A 22117-nucleotide genomic window follows, 5' to 3' on the forward strand; every position below is an offset into this window, starting at 1 on the left:
AGGCATTGATTGAAAACAAATTTTAAATTTTAAGGCAAGACTCGGAGCATTAAACTCTTTGGCGCCGCCAATAAAAAAAGCCCTCTATTGAGGGCTTTTTTTATGCATACGATTGAAGTTTTTTGCGTGTAAAGTCTGATAAAACCAACTTACCACTTGTTGCTGCTCGCGTTTCTAAGAGGTTGTCCCAAGCTTCCGTATTGGACCAAAACATCTTTTTACTTTCGGCTAAAGCTTCAGGATTGTAGGTAGCTAAATCACCAGCTAATTTTTCAATAGCTTGATCTAATGCTTCGACAGTTTCAAAAACCGAAGCATACAGTCCGCGCTCTTGAGCCCATGCTGCGGAATAAAATTCTTGCGCATTGATGGTCACTTGGGAAAATGCAGAAACTCCAATTTTACGTTCCACAGCAGGTCCTATCACAAATGGACCAATTCCTATGCTGATCTCACTCAATTTTATCGAAGCATATTTGGTCGCCATGCAATAATCAGCAGCAGCAGCCAGACCAACTCCACCGCCTACCGCCTTGCCTTGCACCCGTACAATAGTAAGCAATGGGCATTTACGCATTGCTAAGATCACTCGTGCAAACCCCATAAAAAAGTCTTTACCCTGCTTTTCATCTTTAATTGCGATTAGTTCGTTAAAGCTTGCCCCCGCACAAAAGGTACGGTCTCCCCCACTTTGAATAACCAGTACACGCAAATCCCTACGAGATCCAGCTTCGATTATAGTACGTTCTAATTTCTTTAGAATTTCAGTCGGTAAAGCATTATGATTAGGCGTGTAGAATGTGATGGTTCCCACCGCATTTTTAACATCAAGCGTTACATAGGATTCTGACATAAATTTTCAGTAAAAAGTAGTTTCTATTAAATATTTATCAAATTTATAGATATAAGAACAATATTTATAAACATATTCTTATTTTTCATTAGTAAATTACGCTGAGGTAATCTTGTTCTATTTTGAAGATTTCAACGCAGAACCTAAATCGAAATTTACCGCATATAATCCCAATTTTCGGGTACAGAAGCATTTTAGTTATGAGTCAGGTTTTAGATAAAAATATAGAAACTAATCCACTTATTGAGCGTCTTCCTGCGCATTTAAAGCAATACATTAAACCGCAGAATTACGACAATTATACCGCGATCAATCAAGCAGTGTGGCGCTATGTGATGCGTAAAAACGTTGCATACCTCAGCACTGTTGCACATAAATCTTATTTAGACGGACTCAAACAAACCGGGATTTCTATCGATCATATTCCTAATATGTATGGAATGAATCGCATTCTCAAAGAAATTGGCTGGGCGGCAGTCGCTGTTGATGGGTTTATTCCACCGGCGGCATTTATGGAGTTTCAAGCATACAATGTTTTGGTCATAGCTTCAGACATCAGACAACTAGAGCATCTTGAGTATACGCCAGCGCCAGATATCATTCACGAGGGCGCCGGCCACGCGCCTATTATTGCCAATCCTGAGTATGCCGAATACCTAAGACGTTTTGGTGAGATTGGGTGCAAAGCGATTTCTTCGGCTAAAGATTATGAGTTGTATGAAGCGGTGCGCGAACTTTCCATCTTAAAAGAAGCGGAAGATACGCCGCAAAGCGAAATCGAAAAGGTAGAACAACGCGTAGATTTTCTGCAAAATAATATGGGAATGCCTAGTGAAATGGCGCTTATAAGAAACCTGCACTGGTGGACGGTAGAATACGGACTTATAGGAACTCCGCAAAAGCCTAAAATTTATGGAGCCGGTTTGCTTTCATCTATAGGTGAAAGCGCTTGGTGTATGACCGATAAAGTGAAAAAACTTCCGTATGCTATCAATGCCGCGCAACAGGAATTTGACATCACAAAACCGCAACCTCAACTTTATGTAACACCTAATTTTGCCTATTTAAGTGAAGTTCTTGAGGAATTTGCCAACTCCATGGCGTTGCGCACCGGCGGTCCTGAAGGTTTACAAAAACTGATTGACAGCAAAAATCTGGGAACGATTGAACTCAGTACCGGTTTACAAATTTCGGGAGTGTTTACTGAAATGATTCTTTATAAAGACAAGGTTGCTTACCTGCAAACCAAAGGAAAAAGCGCACTGAGTTACCACGAAAAAGAATTGGTAGGTCACAGCACAATTAACCATCCTGACGGCTACGGAAGTGCAATAGGCAAACTTAAAGGCATCAATCTCGCTATTGAAGATATGAGCCCTAAGGATTTAATCGCTTATAAAATTTCTGAGGGAAGCATTGTAACGCTTGAATTTGAAGGTGGTATCAAAGTAAGCGGCGAGATCATTACTGGAACGCGGAACCTTAAGGGAAAAATCATTCTTATCAGTTTTAAAGAGTGTACTGTGAGCTACGAAGAACGCATTTTATTCAAGCCAGAATGGGGAATTTATCATCTCGCGGTAGGTAAGAAAATCACTTCGGCTTTTGCTGGACCGGCAGATTTTAATTCGTTTGATTTAATTCAGCATAAAATTTCTTCTACTACTGCAAAACCAAAAATGAGCGCACAACGTCAAGAGTTAGAAGACCTCTATCTCGCCGTTCGCAATTATAGAGAAGGAAAAAACACCAAGTTTGCTCCTCTGGCCGTTTTTGATATTTTGAAAAAAAGCCATCAAAAAGACTGGCTGCTTTCAGTGGAATTGTATGAACTCGCTAAAGATGAAAACAACACAGCCTTCATGACTGAAATTCTTCAGCATTTAGAGCAAGTTAAAGCGCAGCATCCTAAAGTAAAACATCTTATTGAAGATGGTCTCGAACTAGTCTAAAAGCGTTTTTAATTCTTGCGACGAGTTTATGGGAGTAGTGTTATACTGCAAGGTCCAACCCAACGTATTGGTCACCACATAAATATTGGCAAGTTCTGCTAGAAGTCGGTTTTCAGCATTTTGAGGTAATTCTGAAGACTCAACCTTTTGTCTTATTGTAGTCATCACCCGTTGTTTGATTTTGTTATAATCTGATGCTTCAAACTGGTTTAAATAATCTTGCGATACATCGTAATATTCAATATCCGGATTGATATTAATCTCTGGAGCGGGGATCTTTTTAATTGTGATGGTTTTGTTCTCGGGATCGACTTCCGTTTCTAAAGCACGTAGATCATAAGCAATGGTCACTTTAGCATTAATCACCACCAAAGCTTTTTTATTCGCTTCCACCAAATTGAAAATCTGCTTAGAGTTTTTATAGGTAAAAACCTGTGCAAATGAGCCTTCGGTTACAGCCAACTTACCTACATTTTTAATTTCTTTTTCAATGAGATTTGTCGCTTCAATTAATTGTTCTCGCTTCTCCTGCTGAGCATTAAAATATTGATAGGTAAAGTACCCTAAAAGGAGTATAAGAATTACGATTAAGACTTTCCGCATAAGGCTTGATTATAGAATCAAGTCAATTTATCTATTAATTGCGGAAAGAAAAAAGGAAGCTGCTAATCTTAACAGCATATTATATAATATTGTTTTGCCTGGCTTTGGCAACCGCTTCGATCTTGCTATGCACCTGTAGCTTTTTGTAGATATTTTCTATGTGTTTGCGCACCGTACTGGGAGACAAGAATAGATTTTCTGCAATTTTAGTGTAGCTTAATCCTTTGCCCAACTGCTCTAGAACATCAATTTCCCGAGAAGATAACGAGATTTCTTCGCGCTCTTGCAAATTGCTTATAGCTTCTGGATTACGCAACAGTTTAAGGGTACGCATAGCAATAGACGCATTCATTGCGGCTCCGCCGGAAAGCGTTTCTGTTATTCCTTTTTGGAGTTCGTCAGGTGTGGTGTCTTTAAGTAAATACCCATCTGCCCCGGCTTTGATCGCATTAAAAATATGCTCGTCATTATCAAAAACCGTGAGCATAATTATTTTAATCTGCGGATATTTCTGTTTAACTAAGGCTGTGGCTTCAATCCCATTTAGAACCGGCATTTCAATATCCATTAGGATCAAATCAATATGCGGATTATCATCTAATTTGGTCAAAAGATCCGCACCGTGTTCCGCAGTAAATTTTAAATGGAATTCTTTAAAAAAGGAAAGCTTTTCTGCTATGGCTTTAGCGAGAAAAAATTTATCATCTACTATGGCTATTTTTACCGGCATTTGAAGTTGAGAGCTTTAAATTTTAATCGAATAACTGGTGTTTCGGATCAAAAAATATGAGTGCCAGTCATTTGGTAAAAAAATCCGGAAAAGTCCCCTAGCCCTTCTCCGGATCTAACATTCAATACAGTACTGAAATTGAGATCACTAAACTAAGAAGAAGACTATAGGGTCGCAATAGGGCATTTGCCCCATTTTTAAATTATTTTGTTTTAAATCTCAAAATTATAACCGCTTTCCAGAAGCTCTTCATATTTGTCGGCATCAAAACGATAGAGGAAGGCCCCGCGTTTAGAGCCACTTTTATCTTTCTCGTCAAGCTTTACCAGGACTTTAAGCGAAAGCACTTTTTTTCTAAAATTACGAGGATCCAGATCGCGTTGATAAATCGCTTCATAAAGTTTTTGCAACTGCGGAATGGTAAATTTTTCAGGCAAAAGCTCAAACCCAATGGGTTGCTGTCTCGCCTTTCTGCGCAGTTTATCAAGTGCATCTGCAACCATCTGATCGTGATCGAGTGCAAGCGTAGGCAATTCTTTTAAGGTGTACCAGAAAGCCCCGTGACTTTCTACAAGTTCGCGGTCATAATCTTCAAGACGTATCAGCGCATAATGCGCCACAGAAAGACAGCGGTATCCGGGATCTCGATCTGCTTTACCATAGGTTTTAGACTGCTCTAAGAATATTTGCTCAAGCCCCGTAATTTCTTTTAAAACGCGTCGTGCCGCATCATCTACATTTTCATCAAGCTGCACAAAACTTCCAATCAACGACCAGATCCCAGAGTCTGGTTCTACACGTCTTTTAAAAATAAGAAGTTTGAGATCTTCACCGTCAAAACCAAAGACAATACAGTCTGTCGCGACGTATAATTTTTCATTATCAGCGTAAAAATCATTATTTGAAGCATGCGCAATACTAGCTGAGCTTGGTGTCATAAAACGTGTTTTAAGCGTACAAAATACGTTTTTTTAACGAAAACTGGTATAACCTATAAAAACTAGGTCTTTGCTTATTTTGACTGAAGGATCACTCGAGTGCCTTGAGTAGGTTGCGTTTCAATTTGAAGTGTTGCGCCTATGTCTTGAACGCGCTTTTTCATATTACCTAAGCCATTACCCTGCTGATGATTTTTAAGATCAAAACCATTGCCATCGTCAACAACAGCGACTTTAAATTGATCAGCATCCCAGACCTGCATAGTAACCTGAATATTTTGAGCTTCAGCATATTTTAAAGCATTATTGACCGCTTCTTGTATCACGCGGTAAATATTGACTCCTTCAATTGAAGTAAATATAAAATCAGGAGCTTGTTTCGTATTAAAGTCAAAGCTAAACTGCACCGAATCTTTACTGCTTTGCGCACGCTCAATAAAATTTGAAATACGCGTTTGCAGATCTTCAACCGAAATTTTCTCCTTATTCATCGCCCATATCGTATCCCTCAACTCATTGATCGTTGTTGAGGTAAAAGCGCTTATCATACTCAGTTTCTCGAGAATACCGCTATCTGCATCTTTGAGTTGATATTTGAGATTATCAATACTCGAGATGATAAATGTAAGCTGCGACCCTATGTTATCGTGTAGATCTCTTGAGATGCGTAAACGTTGTTCTTGAAGCCGATTTTGGGTCTCAATCTTAGCCAGAGCAACCTGCAATTCGTGCTCTTTTTGCAACTGACTGTTTTTTAATTTCTGCCTGCTGTAGATCAGATACCCTAAAAGTCCCAGTATAAAGGCTAAAGCCAGACTTCCGTAAATAAATGCATTCTTGCGACGTACTTCGAGATCTTTTTCAGCAAGCTGGGCACGCTGCTCGAGAATTTGGTTCTCTTTTTTCTCGGTTTCATAATTGAGGTTGAGCTCTGCAATTTTCTTATTTACTTCAAGTCCATTGATACTATCTTTAAAAACCCCATAACGTTCCAAATAAAATAAAGCAGAATCTGTTTGCCTTAAATTTTTATAGGCCTGAGAAAGTTGTTGATACGTATACTGCTCTAAAAACCTATAATCCTGCGCGTGAGCCACGGGTACCGCTTTTTTAAAATATGATATGGCTTCTTGATTTTTTCCTTCGGCCAAATACACCTCACCAATTTGAGTGAAATTTTCAGCGATACCTTTCTGATCTCCTATTTCCTCTCTGATTTGTCTTGCCTTTTCAAAGTAATTTCTCGCCAAATCATACTTCCCCTGTTGACCATACACTCCTCCTAAATTACTGTAGCTGTAAGGGTAGCCTTCTGTGAAATCACGTTTTTTAACTAGTTCTAAACCCTTTTCATAAAAATAAAGGGCACTGTCTAACTGCCCTTGCATTTCTTTTAAAACCCCATAATTATTATAAATACGATCAAGAACATTCTCATAGACTTCTTGTTCGGCAAGCTTCATTCCTCGGTTCATGTAGGCTTCAGCTTTAGTCATATCATCACGCTTCATTTGGTAGCCTATTTCAGCATTTAAATAAGCTTCCTCCATTCTCAACTCATGTTGTTCAAAAATACGTAAGGCTTTAAAATTGTATTCTAATCGCGCATCAAGATCCCCCTCATAACCATAAAGCGTTGCAATTTTTTGAAACGCCTCACCAATTCCTTTAGGATAGTTAAGGGTTTGAGCGTTCTCTAAATTTTGCTGAAAGATGGTAAAAAGGCTATCGGTTTTTATAGCGCTGTTTTGAACTAGAATCGCATTTATGGAGTCTATTTTTGCTTTTGAAGTTTGAGCCGAAAGGTTAGCGAAAAGTAAAAAAACCAGTACAAGCAATCTGTAGTTTAAGCCCATAATAATCTGAATGTATGACAACTAAAATGTTAAATATAATTATTTTTTCATTTTAGAAAAGATCTATTTCAGATTGAATACAAAGTGAATCATTCAAATTATATCGAAGCAGATTATAACGATCTAAGCCCTTATGGCGATACTTTATTTGATACTGCGCTAGCGACAATTGCTCTCCTAGGCGTTTTATACGCTGCCTGCTTCGAATTTGATCTCTAGATTTTAATTTTAAAAAAATTAGAACCATAACAGCGGCTAAAAGTGAAACTGGTAATAAAAACCCCAACACGTATGTACTTTCTAAAGTCATAGGTTTAATGCATTACTTACTCTGTAAAAATTTTGAGTTGCTTTTTAACTTCCTCGGCGGAAACTTCAGCGTTTTTTGAAGCATACCAATCTGCCACTTTATCTATAGAAGCCGAATTATCCCGTAAACTCACCAGAAACATATCAATACCGAGTCTCAAAATAATAAGCAAAACCGCTGCAATAAAACCGGCATCGAGATACACCAAGAAAAACCCGGAAAGCACCACAACAAACTGCTGAATGAATATGCGCAAATAGGGTTTGATCATCAACTCACTTGCGGTAAATTTCAAATAGCGCTTTTCGCCAAGAAAATCAGTTGCAAAAGAAAAGCAGTTATTGAGAATTATGCTCAAGAGTAAAAGCCACATCCCATCTAACTGAAGCAATGTCCAGTAATTCTTTAAAACTGCGATTCCGTCTGTGAAAAAAGTGCTTCCACCTAATTCAAAAAAGGTAAAGGCAAAAATGCTCTGTATCGCTACAAAAAATCCGTAATGCACAAGAAAAAAGAGAATGATCCCAAACCCTTGTGTGCCTCCGTTGTGTCTTTTAAATCCAACACAAAATGCCATTTTTAGAGCATTTAATAACCCGATGACAATGGTCTCAAGAAAGTAAGCCATCACGATACTCCACGGTGTTACAAATCCTACCGCCAACAGCACCAATAAAAACAATGCGTTTGCATACAACGCAGCATTTGATTTGTCTGGAGTTGCGACTTTTAAAAAAACAGCTGAATTGAACTTTTCCATCTAAAATATAGTTATGAGTTGAATGCAACACCAAATTGTCACCAATGCCAGCAGGATTAAAACAAAGCGCTTGAAGTTTGATTTTAATCTTAATAGCTTCGCTCTATAAAAACACAAAAACCCCATAACCAAAGCAGGAATTGCGATATAAAACTGTAAAAAATAGAGGTGCAAAAAGCTTGCAAGCAGTGCAACGAGCGCATATACCATCGCAGCAAAGCTGTAAAAAAACGCAATTTTGATTTTAGAAAAACGATACCCAAACTGCCGTTCTACCACTCTAAAAATCAAATACCCTAACGGAATACTTAAACCGACTATGATAAATAGGAGATGCATCTTTTAGCAATTAAGAATCCCGAAGCACAAGAAGGATACTTCGGGAATTTCTTTTTAGTTTAAATTATATGCGTAAATGGTTTTATTGTCTGCTTTGTAATACAGCACCCCACCATAATCATCCACTTTATATTCCGGCTTTTTATCTTTTAAGACGATCTCTTTTTCAATCTCGCCGTTGGCTTTACTTACTCTTGCCAGACCGGTTCCATCATCAAGTTTAGTTAGGATAAATTGTGCATTTTCGGTCGCTGCTGTAGCTTTAAAACGCGTACTTAAATATTCAAAAGAAGCATCCGCCATCCCTGCGAACATATCTTGCGCGCGTTTGGCTTCTCTTCCGTATTCATTATAATTTCTGAGATTATTGGTATTTACCGCGTGGCTGCGCATATTAGCACCTGCTGTCATTGCTGAAGTCATTGTTAATGCTGTAGTTGCTACCGCGGTTACACCGCCAACGATTTTACCAAACGTGCTGCGACCCGGAGATTTCAGATAGGTATGGTATTGGGTGTCGCCTCCAAAATCAAGCAAAGCCATATTTTGATCGCTACCTAAGTAAATTCCATCTTCACGAACCGTAAGTGTATTCGGGTTTTCTTTCTCTTCGAACTTCACTTTTGCTAAGGTTGAAATCTCACTGCTTTCTGCATCTATCGCAAATAGCTCATCATCTGCATTGATCAAGTAACGGTTATTTTTAGCATCAAATGCTGAAGTTACACTATTTGCGCTCTTGTATTTCAATGGCTTTTTCCAAACCTGATCCCCCGTTTTTAGATCAACTATGTTGGCATCTTCAGAAGTGATATAGATGAGTCCGTTAGGTGTTTCTGCCATCAACTTGATATCTTCTCCTGTTTTCAGCGGTTTCTTAAATAACGGAGTACCATCAAAAGAAACTTTATTTATTCCACCTTCATGAATACCGAATAATACACCGTCATCCATCACATAAAAATGCTGTACAAAACCTTTTGTTTTTGGTGCTTTATCCCATAAGTCTTCACCGGTAGAAGCACTTAAAAAATTGATCTTAGATTCTGAACGACCTGCTAAAATACTTTTTCCTGAAGTGTCTTTATCACTCACCACAATGAGCCCCTGAGGTAAGATTTGAAAATTACTCACCACGCCTTGTACTTTGGGAGCGTCTTTCCAGATTTCCGCACCGTTCGTTCCTATTTTATATACTTGGGTATTGGTTTTAGCATCGTTCATTTCGATGGCATAGATGTCGCTTTCATCCTCGTTAGTAACCATCCAATCCACGCCTTTTACTTTATTCTCCCAAAGTGTTTCTCCGGTTTTGGTTTTGGCATAAATTCCTTGTGTGGTAGGCACAAGCAGCTTGTCTTTCAGCAATAGTGGAGTTCCGCTTACCGCAAAAAACTTCATTGTAGTTTTACCCGGTTTCACAAGAAAGAAAGAATAGTCGAGTTCGCCCGTAACTAAATCATAAACCGCGATTTTTGGTGTAACCGATTCAGCTTGTCCGCCGCCTTTTTGAAAACCGCTGATCACTAATTTACTTTCCGGCATAATCACATCTGCAGTTTGAATGGTTTTCCAATCATTCTTTTCGGTACTAAAGATCACTTCGCCAGAGATATAATCGATCACTGCTTTTTTACTTGAAAATCCAGATAAGGCTTTGATGCCGCCTACCCCATTCTGATCTACCATCAAGTAAGGCGAATTAGGAATGTAGTGCACCTCTTCAGGCTTAACGCTTCCGTAATCGGTAAAATTAAAAACGAGTTCGTTTGATCCCGGTTTGATCCCAACCAGACCGTCGTTAGTACAAACAACGAGTGTTCCGCCTAAAGTAAGCGTCATATCGTTGATGCCGGCACCCACATCGTAAGTATAATCAGGTGCTTCTGCTTTTTGAGCCCAAGTTACTGCTGTAACAAAAAACAACAGTAACGCATTTTTTAAATGGTGTAATTTAAGTTTCATAATTGTACAGGTTAAAAGTTTTTACAGTCTCAAAATTGCCTGATTATCAAGCGACAATCAATACGGCAATTGCCCTATTTATTCTAAAATCATCTGTGTATCAGGGTTAAAAAAGAAGCCAAAAGAAGGTTTGCACCAACTCTTGGCTTCACGTAAAAACCTCAACACTTGAGATTTTATATATTATTGAATCGACACATTAAATTGGCCATTGGTTACGGCAACGGTTTTGCTGGTATCGCTGGTTAGATACCCTGTAAAATTGAAGGTTCCTGTTACGGTGCCACCGGCGGTATATTCGGCGATTTTGATTTCGCCATTAGACGCCGCTCCTGTTGAAGTGGTAAACACCATCGCACTATTAAAGTTTGAAGTGTCTTCGAGATACGTGTAACTGCCCAGACTTACACTGTTAAGGTCATACGTGCCCACACCTTCAAAACCGATAATTGTGATCTGAATATTTTCAGAATCCATCGTTCCTCCGGAAATGGTAAGGATTTGTATTCCGCCTGAATTGCTTTCTACTGCGGTAGTCGCTTCGGGAAAGGATTCAAAAGAGTCGCCGTCAACGGTAGCGGTCAATTCGCCATCGCCGGCTGCGCTTGTGCCGCCATCATCGTCTTTTGAACACGCTGTTAAAACGAGTAGGCTAAAAAGTAATACTGAAGTAATTCTTGTAATTGTTTTCATGGTTTTAGGTTTAAAGTACAGAACAAAACTCCTGTAAATCAAAGCGCTAAACCATAAGGCATTTGCCGTATTTAAATCTGAATATGCGGAAAATCTGTTTGTAAGGCACACTTTTTAGCCTCTAAGTTGTTGAGGAATTTTTGATGCGCTTCAGAATCTGGATTGAAGGGTTTGTGCGCTAAACCCTGCTGAATTTCCTGAACTTTTTGCATTGTTTTTTGGGTTTCTTCGGAAAAGTAAACCGAAGAAAAACGCTCCCAGATATAATCTACCGCCAAAGCATTAGGATGGATCAAATCTCTGTCATAAAAACGGTAATCACGAAGCTCATCCATCATAAGTTCGTACGACGGAAAATACGCCGTATGCTGTGATTCGTCTAAAACCTGATGCATTCCCGCTAGCAAATGAGCTTTACTCCGCTGATTTTCTACAAAACCATCTTTAGTGTGTCGCACAGGCGAAACGGTAAAAATCACTTCCGTTTGCGAATTCACTTTAGCTATTGCCGAAAGCATACGTCTTGTAATTGCTGCAATCTCCTCAACAGAAGCTAATTCCTTCTGAAAGGCTTTTTGCGGAATCTTATGACAATTGGCTACAATTTTATCTTGTCCCAAATGCTGATACCCCCAAGCTGTACCCAAAGTGATCACAATATGCGATGCTTGCGCCAGCTGACGTTTGGTCTCAACAAGTGCCTCATTCAATAACTTGGTAGTTTCAGCAGCTGATGAAGTGCTCAATACAGAATGTGCGTCAAAGCTCACAAACCTGCCTTGTGTTTCTTCAAGATCAGCTTCAGAAAGCTGCTTACCAGAAACCGCATATTCTAAAAAACGCGCGATCGCCTCCGGGTGAAATAAGATCCCAAACGGATTTATAGTAGTTCTGAATTTATAGTACTCCAGCTTGGCTCCAATATTTTCTACAAAACAACTTCCTACCAAAAACAAACGCGAGTGATAATCTATAGGATTACCACTCGGTTTTAAAGGTATGGTTGTTTGTAATTTCAATTGCTACTAACCTAAATACGTTTTTACTTCGTTAAGCGCTTGAGCGATTCCGTCAGGATTTTTACCTCCTGCAGTTGCGAAAAACGGCTGACCACCACCGCCACCTTGGATGAATTTACCCAGCTCACGTACGATGGTTCCTGCATTTAAGTCTTTCGCTTTAGCTAATTCCTTATCAATATAACAGCTCAACAAAGCTTTTCCGCCTTGACGCGATGCCAAAAGAAGAAAGAGATTCTCTACCTCGCCACCCAACTGAAAGGCCAAATCTTTGATTCCGTTTGCGTCGAGATCGACTTCTTTAGCCAAAAACTGAATACCGTTAACTTCCTCAATTTCGTTCTTCAATTCGCCTTTTACATTCTTTGCTTTTTCGGCAAGAAGTACTTCTAATTGCTTTTTAAGCTCGTTATTTTCAGACTGAAGACTTTCAATAGATTTTGCAGGCTCTTTGGTGTTGTTTAATAAACTGCGCACCGCTTCTAACTGCTCATCCTGCTCTTCAAAATACTGCATCACCGCATCACCGGTAATCGCTTCAATACGACGAATTCCAGAAGCTACAGCACTCTCTGATTTGATCTTAAAACACCAAATATCGGCAGTATTTTCAGCGTGGGTTCCCCCGCACAATTCCATAGATTTTCCAAAACGAATGGTACGCACCGCATCTCCATATTTCTCTCCAAATAAGGCAATTGCACCTTCTGCGATCGCCTGATCGTAAGGAATTGCACGCTGCTCCTCAAGCGGTAATTGCTCTTGAATGCGTGCATTTACAAACTGCTCGATATCCTTAAGTTCTTCGGCTGTCACTTTTGAGAAGTGCGAGAAGTCAAAACGTAAGTAACCACTATGCACCATAGAACCTTTTTGCTCTACGTGTGTTCCCAGAACGGCACGTAATGCCTGATGCAGCAAGTGGGTCGCCGAGTGATTCGCCTGCGTTCTGTAACGCTGTTTTGCATCTACGACTGCAGTAAAGGTCTCATTTAAATTCTTAGGAAGGTTTTTAGAAAGGTGAATAATCAAATTGTTTTCTTTCTTAGTATCGGTGATATAGATCACATCGCCGTTGGCTGCCTCCAAATATCCTTTATCGCCAACCTGACCACCACCTTCAGCATAAAACGGAGTAAGATTAAAAACCAATTGATATTGGTCTCCTTCTTTCTTAGTGTTTATTTTTCGGTATCGGGTAATGCGCACCGGAGTTTGCAAGGTGTCATATCCTACAAATTCTTCCTCACTATCTTCTTCGACTACCGTCCAGTCTCCTGCTTCAATTTTTCCTGCAGCACGAGAACGGTCCTTTTGTTTTTGTAATTCGGTTTGAAATGCTTTCTCATCAAGCGTATATCCCTTTTCTGAAAGGATCAATGCGGTAAGATCTATCGGGAATCCATAAGTATCGTACAATTCAAAAGCCTTTGCCCCTGAAACTTCTTTTCCTTTAGTTTCTGCAATAATCGAATCAAGCAACACCAGACCTTGATCTAGCGTACGTAAAAAGCTTTGCTCTTCTTCTTTGATTACATTGAAAATAAGATTCTGTTGCTTTTTAAGTTCAGGGAAGGCTTTGCCCATCTCATCTACAAGAACGTTTACCAGTTTGTAAATAAACGGTTCTTTGGTATTTAAAAAGGTAAAACCATAACGTACTGCACGGCGTAAAATACGACGAATAACATAACCTGCTCCCGTGTTGCTCGGCAACTGGCCGTCTGCAATTGAGAATGCTACCGCACGCACGTGATCTGCGATCACGCGAATAGCGATATCAGTTTCCTCGCTCTGACCATATTTTGAATGTGTGATGGTTTCGATCTCACGAATGAGCGGTGTGAACACATCGGTATCGTAGTTTGATGTTTTATCCTGAAGCACCATACACAGACGCTCAAAGCCCATCCCCGTGTCAATATGTCGCGCCGGAAGATTTTCAAGTGAACCGTCTGCTTTTCTATTGAATTGTATAAAAACGAGGTTCCAGATCTCTACCACTTGCGGGTGATCTGCATTGACCAACTCTGCGCCGGGAATTTTTGCTTTTTCTTCTTCAGAACGTAGATCTACGTGAATTTCTGAGCAAGGACCACACGGACCCTGATCGCCCATTTCCCAGAAATTGTCCTTTTTATTTCCGTTTAAAATGCGGTCTTCAGCTACGTGCTTCTTCCACATATCATACGCCTCAGCATCACGCTCAAGCCCTTCAGCATCGTCGCCTTCAAAGATGGTCACATAGAGTTTACTCTTATCAATCTTATAAACTTCGGTAAGTAATTCCCAAGCCCAATCGATCGCGTCTTGTTTAAAATAATCTCCAAAACTCCAGTTCCCCAGCATCTCAAACATCGTGTGATGGTAGGTATCTTTACCCACTTCTTCCAGGTCATTATGCTTTCCGCTCACGCGTAAACATTTTTGAGTGTCAGTAACGCGCGTATCTTTTGGAGTTCCGTTACCCAGAAAAAATTCCTTAAATTGGTTCATTCCGGCATTGGTGAACATCAACGTAGGATCGTTTTTGATCACCATAGGCGCAGAGGCCACGATGGAATGGTTTTTGGACTTAAAAAAAGATAGAAATTGATCGCGTATTTCTTGGGATTTCATGAGTGAATTTTAGAGTAGATCTTGCCAAAATATGATTACCGGCAAACTATTTTTTATATTTGTTCGTTACCCCTTAATTAAATGCGGGATACAAGCATATATTTTAACGCAAAAATAGAATAAATTAACTAATGTCTAAGGTTAAATATTATTACGACAAAGAGACGCTTTCTTATAAAAAAATAGAAAAGCGCAAGGGTCGTAAATTAGGTTATGCCCTGTTATCTATAGGCGCTTCTTTTCTTGCGGGGTTTATTTTACTCGTTATTTATCTCAACATTCCAGACCTTGAAACGCCAAGAGAAAAAGCTTTGCAGCGTGAGTTGCAAAATATGAAAATGCAATACGGCGTACTCAATAAAAAACTAGATCAGGTTCAGACGGTTTTAAACGAAGTAGAAGAGCGCGACAACACCATTTACAGACTGTATTTTGAGGCAAACCCTATTCCTGATGAGCAGCGCAAAGCCGGTTTTGGTGGGGTTAACCGTTACAAAGATCTGGAGGGGTACGACAACTCAAAACTTATAATTGAATCAAACAAGCGCCTTGATGTGCTTACTAAACAATTGGTCGTACAAAGCAAATCGCTTGATGAGATCGCTGTTTTAGCTGAAGAAAAAGAAAAATTCTTAAATGCAATTCCTGCTATTCAGCCGGTGGCTAATAAAGATCTAACCCGTATTGCTTCGGGTTATGGGATGCGCTCAGACCCGTTTACTAAAGAGCGTAAAATGCACTGGGGGATGGACTTTACCTCTCCGCGAGGCACACCGGTTTATGCTACCGGAAACGGCACCGTAGAACGTGCAGACAATAATGCAACCGGTTACGGAAATCACATACGCATAGATCACGGTTACGGTTATGTAAGTCTCTATGCGCATTTATACAAATACAATGTGCGCCGCGGTCAAAAAGTACAGCGCGGGGATTTAATAGGTTTTGTGGGAAGTACCGGCCGTTCTGAAGCGCCGCATTTGCACTATGAGATTTTTAAAGACGGGCAACGCATTAACCCTATTAATTTTTACTACGGAAACCTTTCGCCTGAAGAGTTTGATGTAATTTTACAGAAAGCACAACTCGAAAACCAATCTCTGGATTAATGCACGTTGATTTACCCGAAAAATTATATTACAGCATTGGCGAAGTCGCCGATGCGTTTGGCGTAAACTCATCGCTCATCAGATTTTGGGAGAAAGAATTTGATGTGATTCAACCTAAAAAAAATGCTAAGGGTAATCGCAAATTCACTCCAGAAGACATCAAGAATCTTGAGCTTATTTATCACCTCGTTAAAGAGCGCGGTTTCACGCTAGAGGGTGCTAAAACGCATTTAAAAGAAAACAAACAAGAAACACTCAACAAATTTGATCTGATCAGAAAGCTGGAAAACATTAAAGCCCAGCTTCAGCAATTAAAAGATCAACTCTAACCTACAAACATCAATCATCATGAAAAAAGGAATTATCGCACTTATTGTAGTCGTAATACTTCTAATTATTGGCTATTCATTCTTTAAAGGGTTTTACAACACCGGGATAGAATTGCAAGAAGACGCTACCGCACAATGGGGTAATGTAGAAAGTGCTTACCAGCGCCGTTCAGACCTTATCCCTAACATTGTGAACACAGCTAAAGGCTACGCAGAATTTGAACAAAAAACCCTTACCGATGTAATCGAGGCGCGCTCCAAAGCAACTTCGGTAAATATAGATCCCACGAATATCACACCAGATCAGCTAGAGCAATTTCAGCAAGCACAAAGCGGTTTGAGTTCTGCCTTGAGCAGACTGCTTGTAACCGTAGAGCGTTATCCCGACCTTAAGGCTAATGAGAATTTTAAGGAATTGATTAACGAACTAGAGCGTACCGAAAATCGTATCAATGTAGAGCGTAACCGCTACAACGAGGCGATCAAACCATACAACAAGCACATTAAAACCTTTCCTAATAATATTGTAAATAACTTCATTGGCAACTTTGAAGAGATGGAATATTTTGAGGCGGAAGAAGGTGCAGAGACCGCTCCTGAAGTCAATTTTGATTTCAATAACGACGCAGCATAATGGCATCTGTAGTTGAAGATTTTTTAACCGCAGAAGAAGAACAAGAAGTTGTTGAAGCCATTCGCCAGGCCGAGCTCAAAACTTCTGGAGAGATCCGTGTGCACTTAGAACGCACTTGTGATGAACAAGCACTAGAGCGCGCAAAAGTGTTGTTTCATCAGCTTAAAATGGACAACACCAAAGAAGAAAACGGCGTCCTTATTTATGTGGCGGTTGATGCCAAAAAGTTTGCCATTTGTGGTGATCGCGGCATCAATAAAGTCGTTCCTGATGATTTCTGGCAAAGCACCAAAGATCTCATGCAAACCGAATTTAAAAACCGAAAGTTCAAAACCGGATTGGTTAAAGGCATTACTTCTGCCGGCGAGCAATTGGCGCACTTTTTCCCTTGGGACGATGATGACATCAATGAACTTTCAGACGAAATATCGACCTCTTGATCTATTTACCTCAAATACGTTCTATTAGAACGATGCTTTTGCTTGCTTTTCTTTTTTGCCTTTCGGCGAAAGGATTAGCTCAATTTGATATTCCTGAAGTACCAAGCAAACAAACCAGTGTTTATGATTATTCAAACCTTTTAAATTCCGGTCAAAAAGCAGCGCTTGAAAATAAACTTGTACGCTACAGTGATACTACCTCAACGCAAATTGTGGTGGTGATCATCCCGAGTACCAAAGGAGAAGACATCAGTTTTTTGGGAGCCAAATGGGGTCAAAAATGGGGCATTGGTCAAAAAGATAAAGACAACGGAATCCTGATCACGCTGGCCACCGAAGATCGTAAAGTGGACATCAACACCGGTTACGGGATCGAGACAATCATCACAGACCGTATGGCAGAACAAGTCATCAATCGGGTGATGATTCCGCAGTTTAAAAGAGGTGATTATTATGCAGGTCTTGATCAAGGTGCTGATGCACTTTTTCAAATGCTTCAGGGAGAATACCAAGGATCTAGACAGCGCAACGAGGGACCGGGAATTCGTAATTTCTTACCTATTATCATCATCTTTTTCGTCATTATTTTTATCCTAAGTCGTTCTCGCGGTGGTGGAAATGGCAGAAATGGCGGCAGACGCAGTGGAGCAGGAAGCTTACTCGATGTGATCATTCTAAGCAGTTTAGGTCGCGGCGGTATGGGCGGTGGCGGCTTTGGCGGAGGATCTTCAGGTGGTGGCTTTGGTGGCGGCGGTTTTGGAGGTGGCTTCGGAGGCGGCGGCTTTGGTGGCGGTGGTGCTTCGGGAGGCTGGTAAATACTACCTGCTATCCTTCTAAATTGCATCGGCCCAACCTGGTCTCCTTAATTCTAAAAAGAAATTTCAATTGGAATCTTTTCTTCAACTCATACATCAAATCACAAAATACGGAAGCGAACAAGTCGCCGACGCTAATAAATTAGTAAGTCTCAAAAAATCTCTGGGAGACCTGTATGCTTTGTATTTGAATTTAAACTCTAACTTTGACGAGCAACTTTATGAAGAAGTACAACGTCTAGACTATGCTGAAGTTTACGCGTATGTAAAAGTAAATTTCCCCGAGTTTGGTTGGTATCGCTCGAGTACTATTTCTTTTGAAATCGATCAAAATCCAGAACTATTGGTAGAAGATGCGATTGACGATCTTACAGATCTTATCATTGATCTAAGCGAAGTTGCCTGGCGTCTAAAAAACACAAGTCTAAATGACGGGTTATGGTATTTCAACACGCTTATGAAAATTCATTCTGAAGCACACTTGCTCAACATTTTAATTTATCTAAAAGCCTTAGAGGCCTAGTTTAAGATCTATATAACTATCCCAGCCCATTTGTTCTATTTCTTTAGTTCCGTGAGCAGTTTCTTCATCGTATCTGCGTTGCGCTTCATTATATTGCTTCTCAAATTCTGAAAATAGACTGTCGAGTTTATTCTGCGAATTTGCATAAAATTTATGTTTAGCAAATTCCGCCCTTAGGTTACGCGTATAAATTTCACATAAATCAAAATGGCGTTGCTCGTGATTTAGAATCGCATCAGTCTTTTTTTCTGCTCTCACCCAGCTTCTAGTACAGTCAAATGTATTTGTAACTATAATTTCAGCCTTGCTAAATAGAGTCACTAAACCGGTCTGATAATGTATTGAGCAATAACTCTCAGCATCATAGGGTGACTCCTTTCGAACCTTTCCCTTAAAATCCTCCCAACTTAATTTCCTGTTTGCTGACCAATTAATTTCTAATTGATACTTCTGCGGATTATTAACTCGGTATGCAACTGCACTAATTCTAGAACAGGTGCTCCACATATCAGGCTCCTTATTTTTAATTAATTTGATAAGATTAGCCCCATTATTTCGGGCAGTTTCTTGGAGTAAAGCTATCATTTCCGGATAAGTACAATCTTTAGAAAGTCCATTATCAGAAGCTCGCAACACACCTACTTCAATTCCGTTTAATTCCTGATTGTCGTCTAAAGGAAGTACAATAACTTCAGCCTCATCGCCCAATGAAGGTTGAGGATTTTGTATAGAGGAACGTAGTTTAGGACTGCATTGCACAAAGCAAAGCGCAATGATTAACAGACCACAAGCTTTTATAAAACTAATCCCACCATCCATTCTCTCTAACCTCACCCTTTTTACCCAGCGTATTGAATTTATAGCTGAAGCTCAACATAAAGTATTGTTGCAATACGGTACTCTGTACATCTTCAATATACGATTGTGTGGCTGTACGTCTTGAGTTGGTATTTTGATTAAGTAAATCGTAAACTTTAAAAGTTGCCAGAGCTTTGTCATTTAAGAATGAATACGCCAAAGAAGTATTCCAGAACACCGCATCCCGTTGAAAGCCTGTTCCCACGTTTGGATTGTAAGTATATCTTATATCATTTTCCCAGGTTAACCATTTTGGAAAATATGTTGTGGTACGCAGGCGGGCATTATGCTGAGTAAAATCTTGCCCGTCAAAGAAATCACGATTAAACGTGGTTTCATTAAAGCTTATTCTATATTCCGGGCGTATTTCGAACCAATCTGTCCAAGTGAAGCGTAAACCTAAACTAGGGCCAAGAGATTTGGTAATACTCGCATACTGATCTGCATTAAAGAAGTTTACAAAGCGGTTGATGCTACCACTCATACCTACTTCAACTTTTAGAGTTCTTAGACTATCTAGCTTAAAATCCTTGTTATAGCCCAGATTTCCGTAACCATTATACACGCCGTCAACATTTGTAAATGTTGTTGCTCTTACAAAGTTATCATCTACCGTAGTAAGGTTTACAACTTGATCATTAGTAAATGTAAAACCAAAATAAGAATACAATCCGCTTCTGGTTTCCCAATCATAATTATTAATCCCCATATTTAAACCATGGCTATTCGTCGGGCTTAAGTTAGGATTACCCTGAATGGTATTGATAGGGTCTGAAACATCTAAATACGGAGAAAGCTGCCTAATATCAGGTGCATTATTGCTTAATCTATAGGCAGACCATAAACTCAATTTTTGAGTAAAATTATAATTCAAACGTGCCATGGCTTCCAGCGCATCAAAATTATTCTCAAAATCAATATCGCGCACGCGGTTACCGGTTTCATCAGTCAGTAGATCCTCACCCGTTAATTTACGTGCAACGTAAGCGGCATTAACGCTTGCACGTAATTTTTTAGAGTTATAGGTCACTCCTAATTGCGGTTTATGGCTGCGGTTTGTACTTTCAAAATCTGTACTCTGTGGTGTGATAAGTTGATTGTAAGTCTGGGTAGTCGCGTCAAAATCATAAACGAGCTGGGTGTTCGTTCGGTTTTCATTCTTGAACTCATACTCAGTCTCTAAAAAGAGTTTTTTCGAAATAAGCGGAATACGCCACTTTACCTTTGTAGTGATTCCATCTGTATTATTATCCCCATTGGTGCGCTGATTGCGTAGAATCTGACTGGCGTCAGTACCGTAAACATTGGTTTCTGAATTGGTAAAATCAGTACTTTCTGTCTCGTCTAATTGTAGATCACCGTTGATTCTTATAAATCCTCCCTTGTCTCCATAACGTTTAGTAGCGGTAAGACTGTTAGAAAAATTACGCGTAGTACGGTCATTAAAGTTGTCGTAGTCGCTGTCGTTTACCAAGTCTCCGGCCTCATTTGTGGTTACTGAACTTCCCGAACTGCTATTGGTTCCTACGGTATAATTAAGTGAAGGCCGATATTCTACCATAAAGGTCGAATCAATTTCGGCTTGAAACCTGAGATTAGCAGTATGATTATCGGTATTTGAATCAGTACGCGAATTGCTTACTGAAGTAAAGCGGTTATCAGGCAAAATGTTTTCACGTACCCTGTCAGTCTCATTAAAGGTATTGGCTCCCGAGTAAAAGTAATCTGCAGAGGTTTCTACTGCTTCACCAAAATCATTTGCAAAATTCATCCCGGCATTACGCGAATTGACAATACCTTCTCCCATTCCGAAGCTTCTACCGCCTACGTTAAAACCGCCGTTACTACTCACAGAGATGTAGCTCGCATTACCAAACATTTTCTCGATCTCTCCAAAACTAAAGCCAGGCGAGTTGATGTTGTTACCACTTCCCAGCACACTTAAACGCAAATCATTATCAAAATAATTACCTATACCGGCAAACTCAAAACGATCATCAGTACCGCCACCTGCTGCTACACGACCAAAAAGACCTTTATTCTTATCTTCATCTATAGTGATATTTATGGTTTTATTTTCACTATCGCCTTCCTCTCCTGCAAATTCTTCAGACTCGGTCTTGGTGTCTACTACTTGAATTTTATTGATCAATTCTTTGGTAAGATTACGCGTTGCGATTGTAGGGTCATCGCTAAAAAATGGTTTTCCATTTACCAGAATATTACTTACCGGTTTTCCATTAATGCGTATTTGACCGTCTTCATCAACCTCTGCTCCGGGCAGTTCTTTTAATAGATCTTCAAGGGTGGCATCTGGTTTGGTTTTAAAGGACGCTGCATTAAATTCAAGTGTATCTTGCTTGATTACTACCGGTGCCGCTCTACCCTTAACCACAACATCCCCCAAAGATTCTACCTGAAACTCTAAAGGAATGTCTTCTAAATTTATTTCACGCGTTTTAGAAAAATCTATTTGTTGCTCATACGATTGATAGCCCACAAACGTCACAAATAAATTTGCCTTTTGCAGATTAGACTTTCCGCTAAGTTCAAATTCACCATTGCGATCTGAAATGGTATAACTGATGACAGTACTGTCTTGAAGCGTTTCTAAAACTACAGTCGCTGCCTCTAAAGGAACCTGTTGTTCCTTATCAACGAGCTTTCCGATTATTTTAAAATCCTGAGAGAATGTGCATAACGAAAACATACCCAGCACAAGGGCAACTAAATAGCGATTGATCATGATTGTTTTTTGATTGATACACGAAT

At 39.8% G+C, this 22117-nt stretch carries 19 protein-coding genes; 7 read left to right on the plus strand and 12 right to left on the minus strand.

The features are described from left to right. Positions 1 to 100: 100 nt before the first annotated feature. Complete coding sequence (locus BUA96_RS16245; RefSeq protein WP_072984943.1) at positions 101 to 853, minus strand: enoyl-CoA hydratase/isomerase family protein; 753 nt, start codon at positions 851 to 853, stop codon at positions 101 to 103. A gap of 200 nt (positions 854 to 1053) precedes the next feature. Here BUA96_RS16245 and BUA96_RS16250 point away from each other — a divergent pair, with 200 nt between their 5' ends. Next, the gene (locus tag BUA96_RS16250) at positions 1054 to 2805 is read left to right on the plus strand and encodes an aromatic amino acid hydroxylase (protein WP_072984947.1); all 1752 of its coding nucleotides are present in this window, start codon (positions 1054 to 1056) and stop codon (positions 2803 to 2805) included. On the opposite strand, the gene BUA96_RS16255 is transcribed toward BUA96_RS16250, so the two are convergent. The 9 genes from BUA96_RS16255 to alaS all read right to left on the minus strand — a co-directional run bounded on the left by BUA96_RS16255 (position 2797) and on the right by alaS (position 14637). Continuing rightward, on the minus strand, positions 2797 to 3408 hold the full coding sequence (locus tag BUA96_RS16255) for a DUF4230 domain-containing protein (RefSeq protein ID WP_072984949.1): 612 nt from the start codon (positions 3406 to 3408) through the stop codon (positions 2797 to 2799). The two genes, BUA96_RS16250 and BUA96_RS16255, sit on opposite strands and share 9 nt — an antisense overlap. Before the next feature lie 79 nt (positions 3409 to 3487). Next, on the minus strand, positions 3488 to 4138 hold the full coding sequence (locus BUA96_RS16260; protein WP_072984951.1) for a response regulator: 651 nt from the start codon (positions 4136 to 4138) through the stop codon (positions 3488 to 3490). Positions 4139 to 4350: 212 nt separating this feature from the next. Continuing rightward, on the minus strand, positions 4351 to 5076 hold the full coding sequence (locus BUA96_RS16265) for an NUDIX hydrolase (RefSeq protein WP_072984953.1): 726 nt from the start codon (positions 5074 to 5076) through the stop codon (positions 4351 to 4353). Positions 5077 to 5150: 74 nt separating this feature from the next. Continuing rightward, positions 5151 to 6953, minus strand: a complete 1803-nt coding sequence (locus tag BUA96_RS16270) for an ATP-binding protein (protein ID WP_128755748.1) — start codon at positions 6951 to 6953, stop codon at positions 5151 to 5153. A gap of 305 nt (positions 6954 to 7258) precedes the next feature. After that, the gene (locus BUA96_RS16280) at positions 7259 to 8002 is read right to left on the minus strand and encodes a DUF6498-containing protein (protein WP_072984957.1); all 744 of its coding nucleotides are present in this window, start codon (positions 8000 to 8002) and stop codon (positions 7259 to 7261) included. 393 nt (positions 8003 to 8395) lie between these two features. Beyond that, positions 8396 to 10306, minus strand: coding sequence for a PQQ-binding-like beta-propeller repeat protein (locus tag BUA96_RS16290; protein WP_072984961.1), 1911 nt, complete (start codon positions 10304 to 10306; stop codon positions 8396 to 8398). A gap of 183 nt (positions 10307 to 10489) precedes the next feature. Next, positions 10490 to 10999: a DUF6252 domain-containing protein gene (locus tag BUA96_RS16295; protein ID WP_072984963.1), complete on the minus strand. Its 510-nt coding sequence runs from the start codon at positions 10997 to 10999 to the stop codon at positions 10490 to 10492. A gap of 71 nt (positions 11000 to 11070) precedes the next feature. Beyond that, on the minus strand, positions 11071 to 12018 hold the full coding sequence (locus BUA96_RS16300; RefSeq protein WP_072984965.1) for a GSCFA domain-containing protein: 948 nt from the start codon (positions 12016 to 12018) through the stop codon (positions 11071 to 11073). Between the two features lie 6 nt (positions 12019 to 12024). Beyond that, positions 12025 to 14637, minus strand: a complete 2613-nt coding sequence (alaS, locus tag BUA96_RS16305; RefSeq protein WP_072984967.1) for an alanine--tRNA ligase — start codon at positions 14635 to 14637, stop codon at positions 12025 to 12027. Between the two features lie 131 nt (positions 14638 to 14768). On the opposite strand from alaS, the gene BUA96_RS16310 reads away from it, so the two are divergent. The 6 genes from BUA96_RS16310 (at position 14769) to BUA96_RS16335 (ending at position 18487) form a co-directional block, all read left to right on the plus strand. Further along, positions 14769 to 15746, plus strand: a complete 978-nt coding sequence (locus BUA96_RS16310; protein ID WP_072984969.1) for a M23 family metallopeptidase — start codon at positions 14769 to 14771, stop codon at positions 15744 to 15746. Continuing rightward, positions 15746 to 16075 (plus strand): MerR family transcriptional regulator, encoded by a 330-nt coding sequence (locus BUA96_RS16315; protein ID WP_072984971.1) that lies wholly within the window; start codon positions 15746 to 15748, stop codon positions 16073 to 16075. The genes BUA96_RS16310 and BUA96_RS16315 overlap by 1 nt, the downstream gene beginning before the upstream one ends. 19 nt (positions 16076 to 16094) lie before the next feature. Then, a complete protein-coding gene (locus tag BUA96_RS16320; protein ID WP_072984973.1) occupies positions 16095 to 16709 on the plus strand; it encodes a LemA family protein in 615 nt (204 codons plus the stop codon). Continuing rightward, positions 16709 to 17149 (plus strand): TPM domain-containing protein, encoded by a 441-nt coding sequence (locus tag BUA96_RS16325; RefSeq protein WP_072984975.1) that lies wholly within the window; start codon positions 16709 to 16711, stop codon positions 17147 to 17149. The genes BUA96_RS16320 and BUA96_RS16325 overlap by 1 nt, the downstream gene beginning before the upstream one ends. A 32-nt stretch (positions 17150 to 17181) precedes the next feature. Continuing rightward, positions 17182 to 17964 (plus strand): TPM domain-containing protein, encoded by a 783-nt coding sequence (locus BUA96_RS16330; RefSeq protein WP_072984977.1) that lies wholly within the window; start codon positions 17182 to 17184, stop codon positions 17962 to 17964. A 70-nt stretch (positions 17965 to 18034) separates the two neighbouring features. Beyond that, positions 18035 to 18487, plus strand: a complete 453-nt coding sequence (locus BUA96_RS16335) for a hypothetical protein (RefSeq protein WP_072984979.1) — start codon at positions 18035 to 18037, stop codon at positions 18485 to 18487. Here the strand turns inward: BUA96_RS16335 and BUA96_RS16340 are convergent. Together BUA96_RS16340 and BUA96_RS16345 are read right to left on the minus strand one after the other, a co-directional pair. Continuing rightward, positions 18476 to 19321 (minus strand): DUF922 domain-containing protein, encoded by an 846-nt coding sequence (locus tag BUA96_RS16340; RefSeq protein WP_128755749.1) that lies wholly within the window; start codon positions 19319 to 19321, stop codon positions 18476 to 18478. The genes BUA96_RS16335 and BUA96_RS16340 overlap by 12 nt on opposite strands. Further along, entirely contained in the window at positions 19290 to 22091 is a 2802-nt protein-coding gene (locus tag BUA96_RS16345) for an outer membrane beta-barrel protein (protein ID WP_072984983.1), read from the minus strand. The genes BUA96_RS16340 and BUA96_RS16345 overlap by 32 nt, the downstream gene beginning before the upstream one ends. Positions 22092 to 22117: the final 26 nt, after the last annotated feature.

Source organism: Leeuwenhoekiella palythoae (genome assembly GCF_900130045.1).
GTDB lineage: Bacteria > Bacteroidota > Bacteroidia > Flavobacteriales > Flavobacteriaceae > Leeuwenhoekiella > Leeuwenhoekiella palythoae.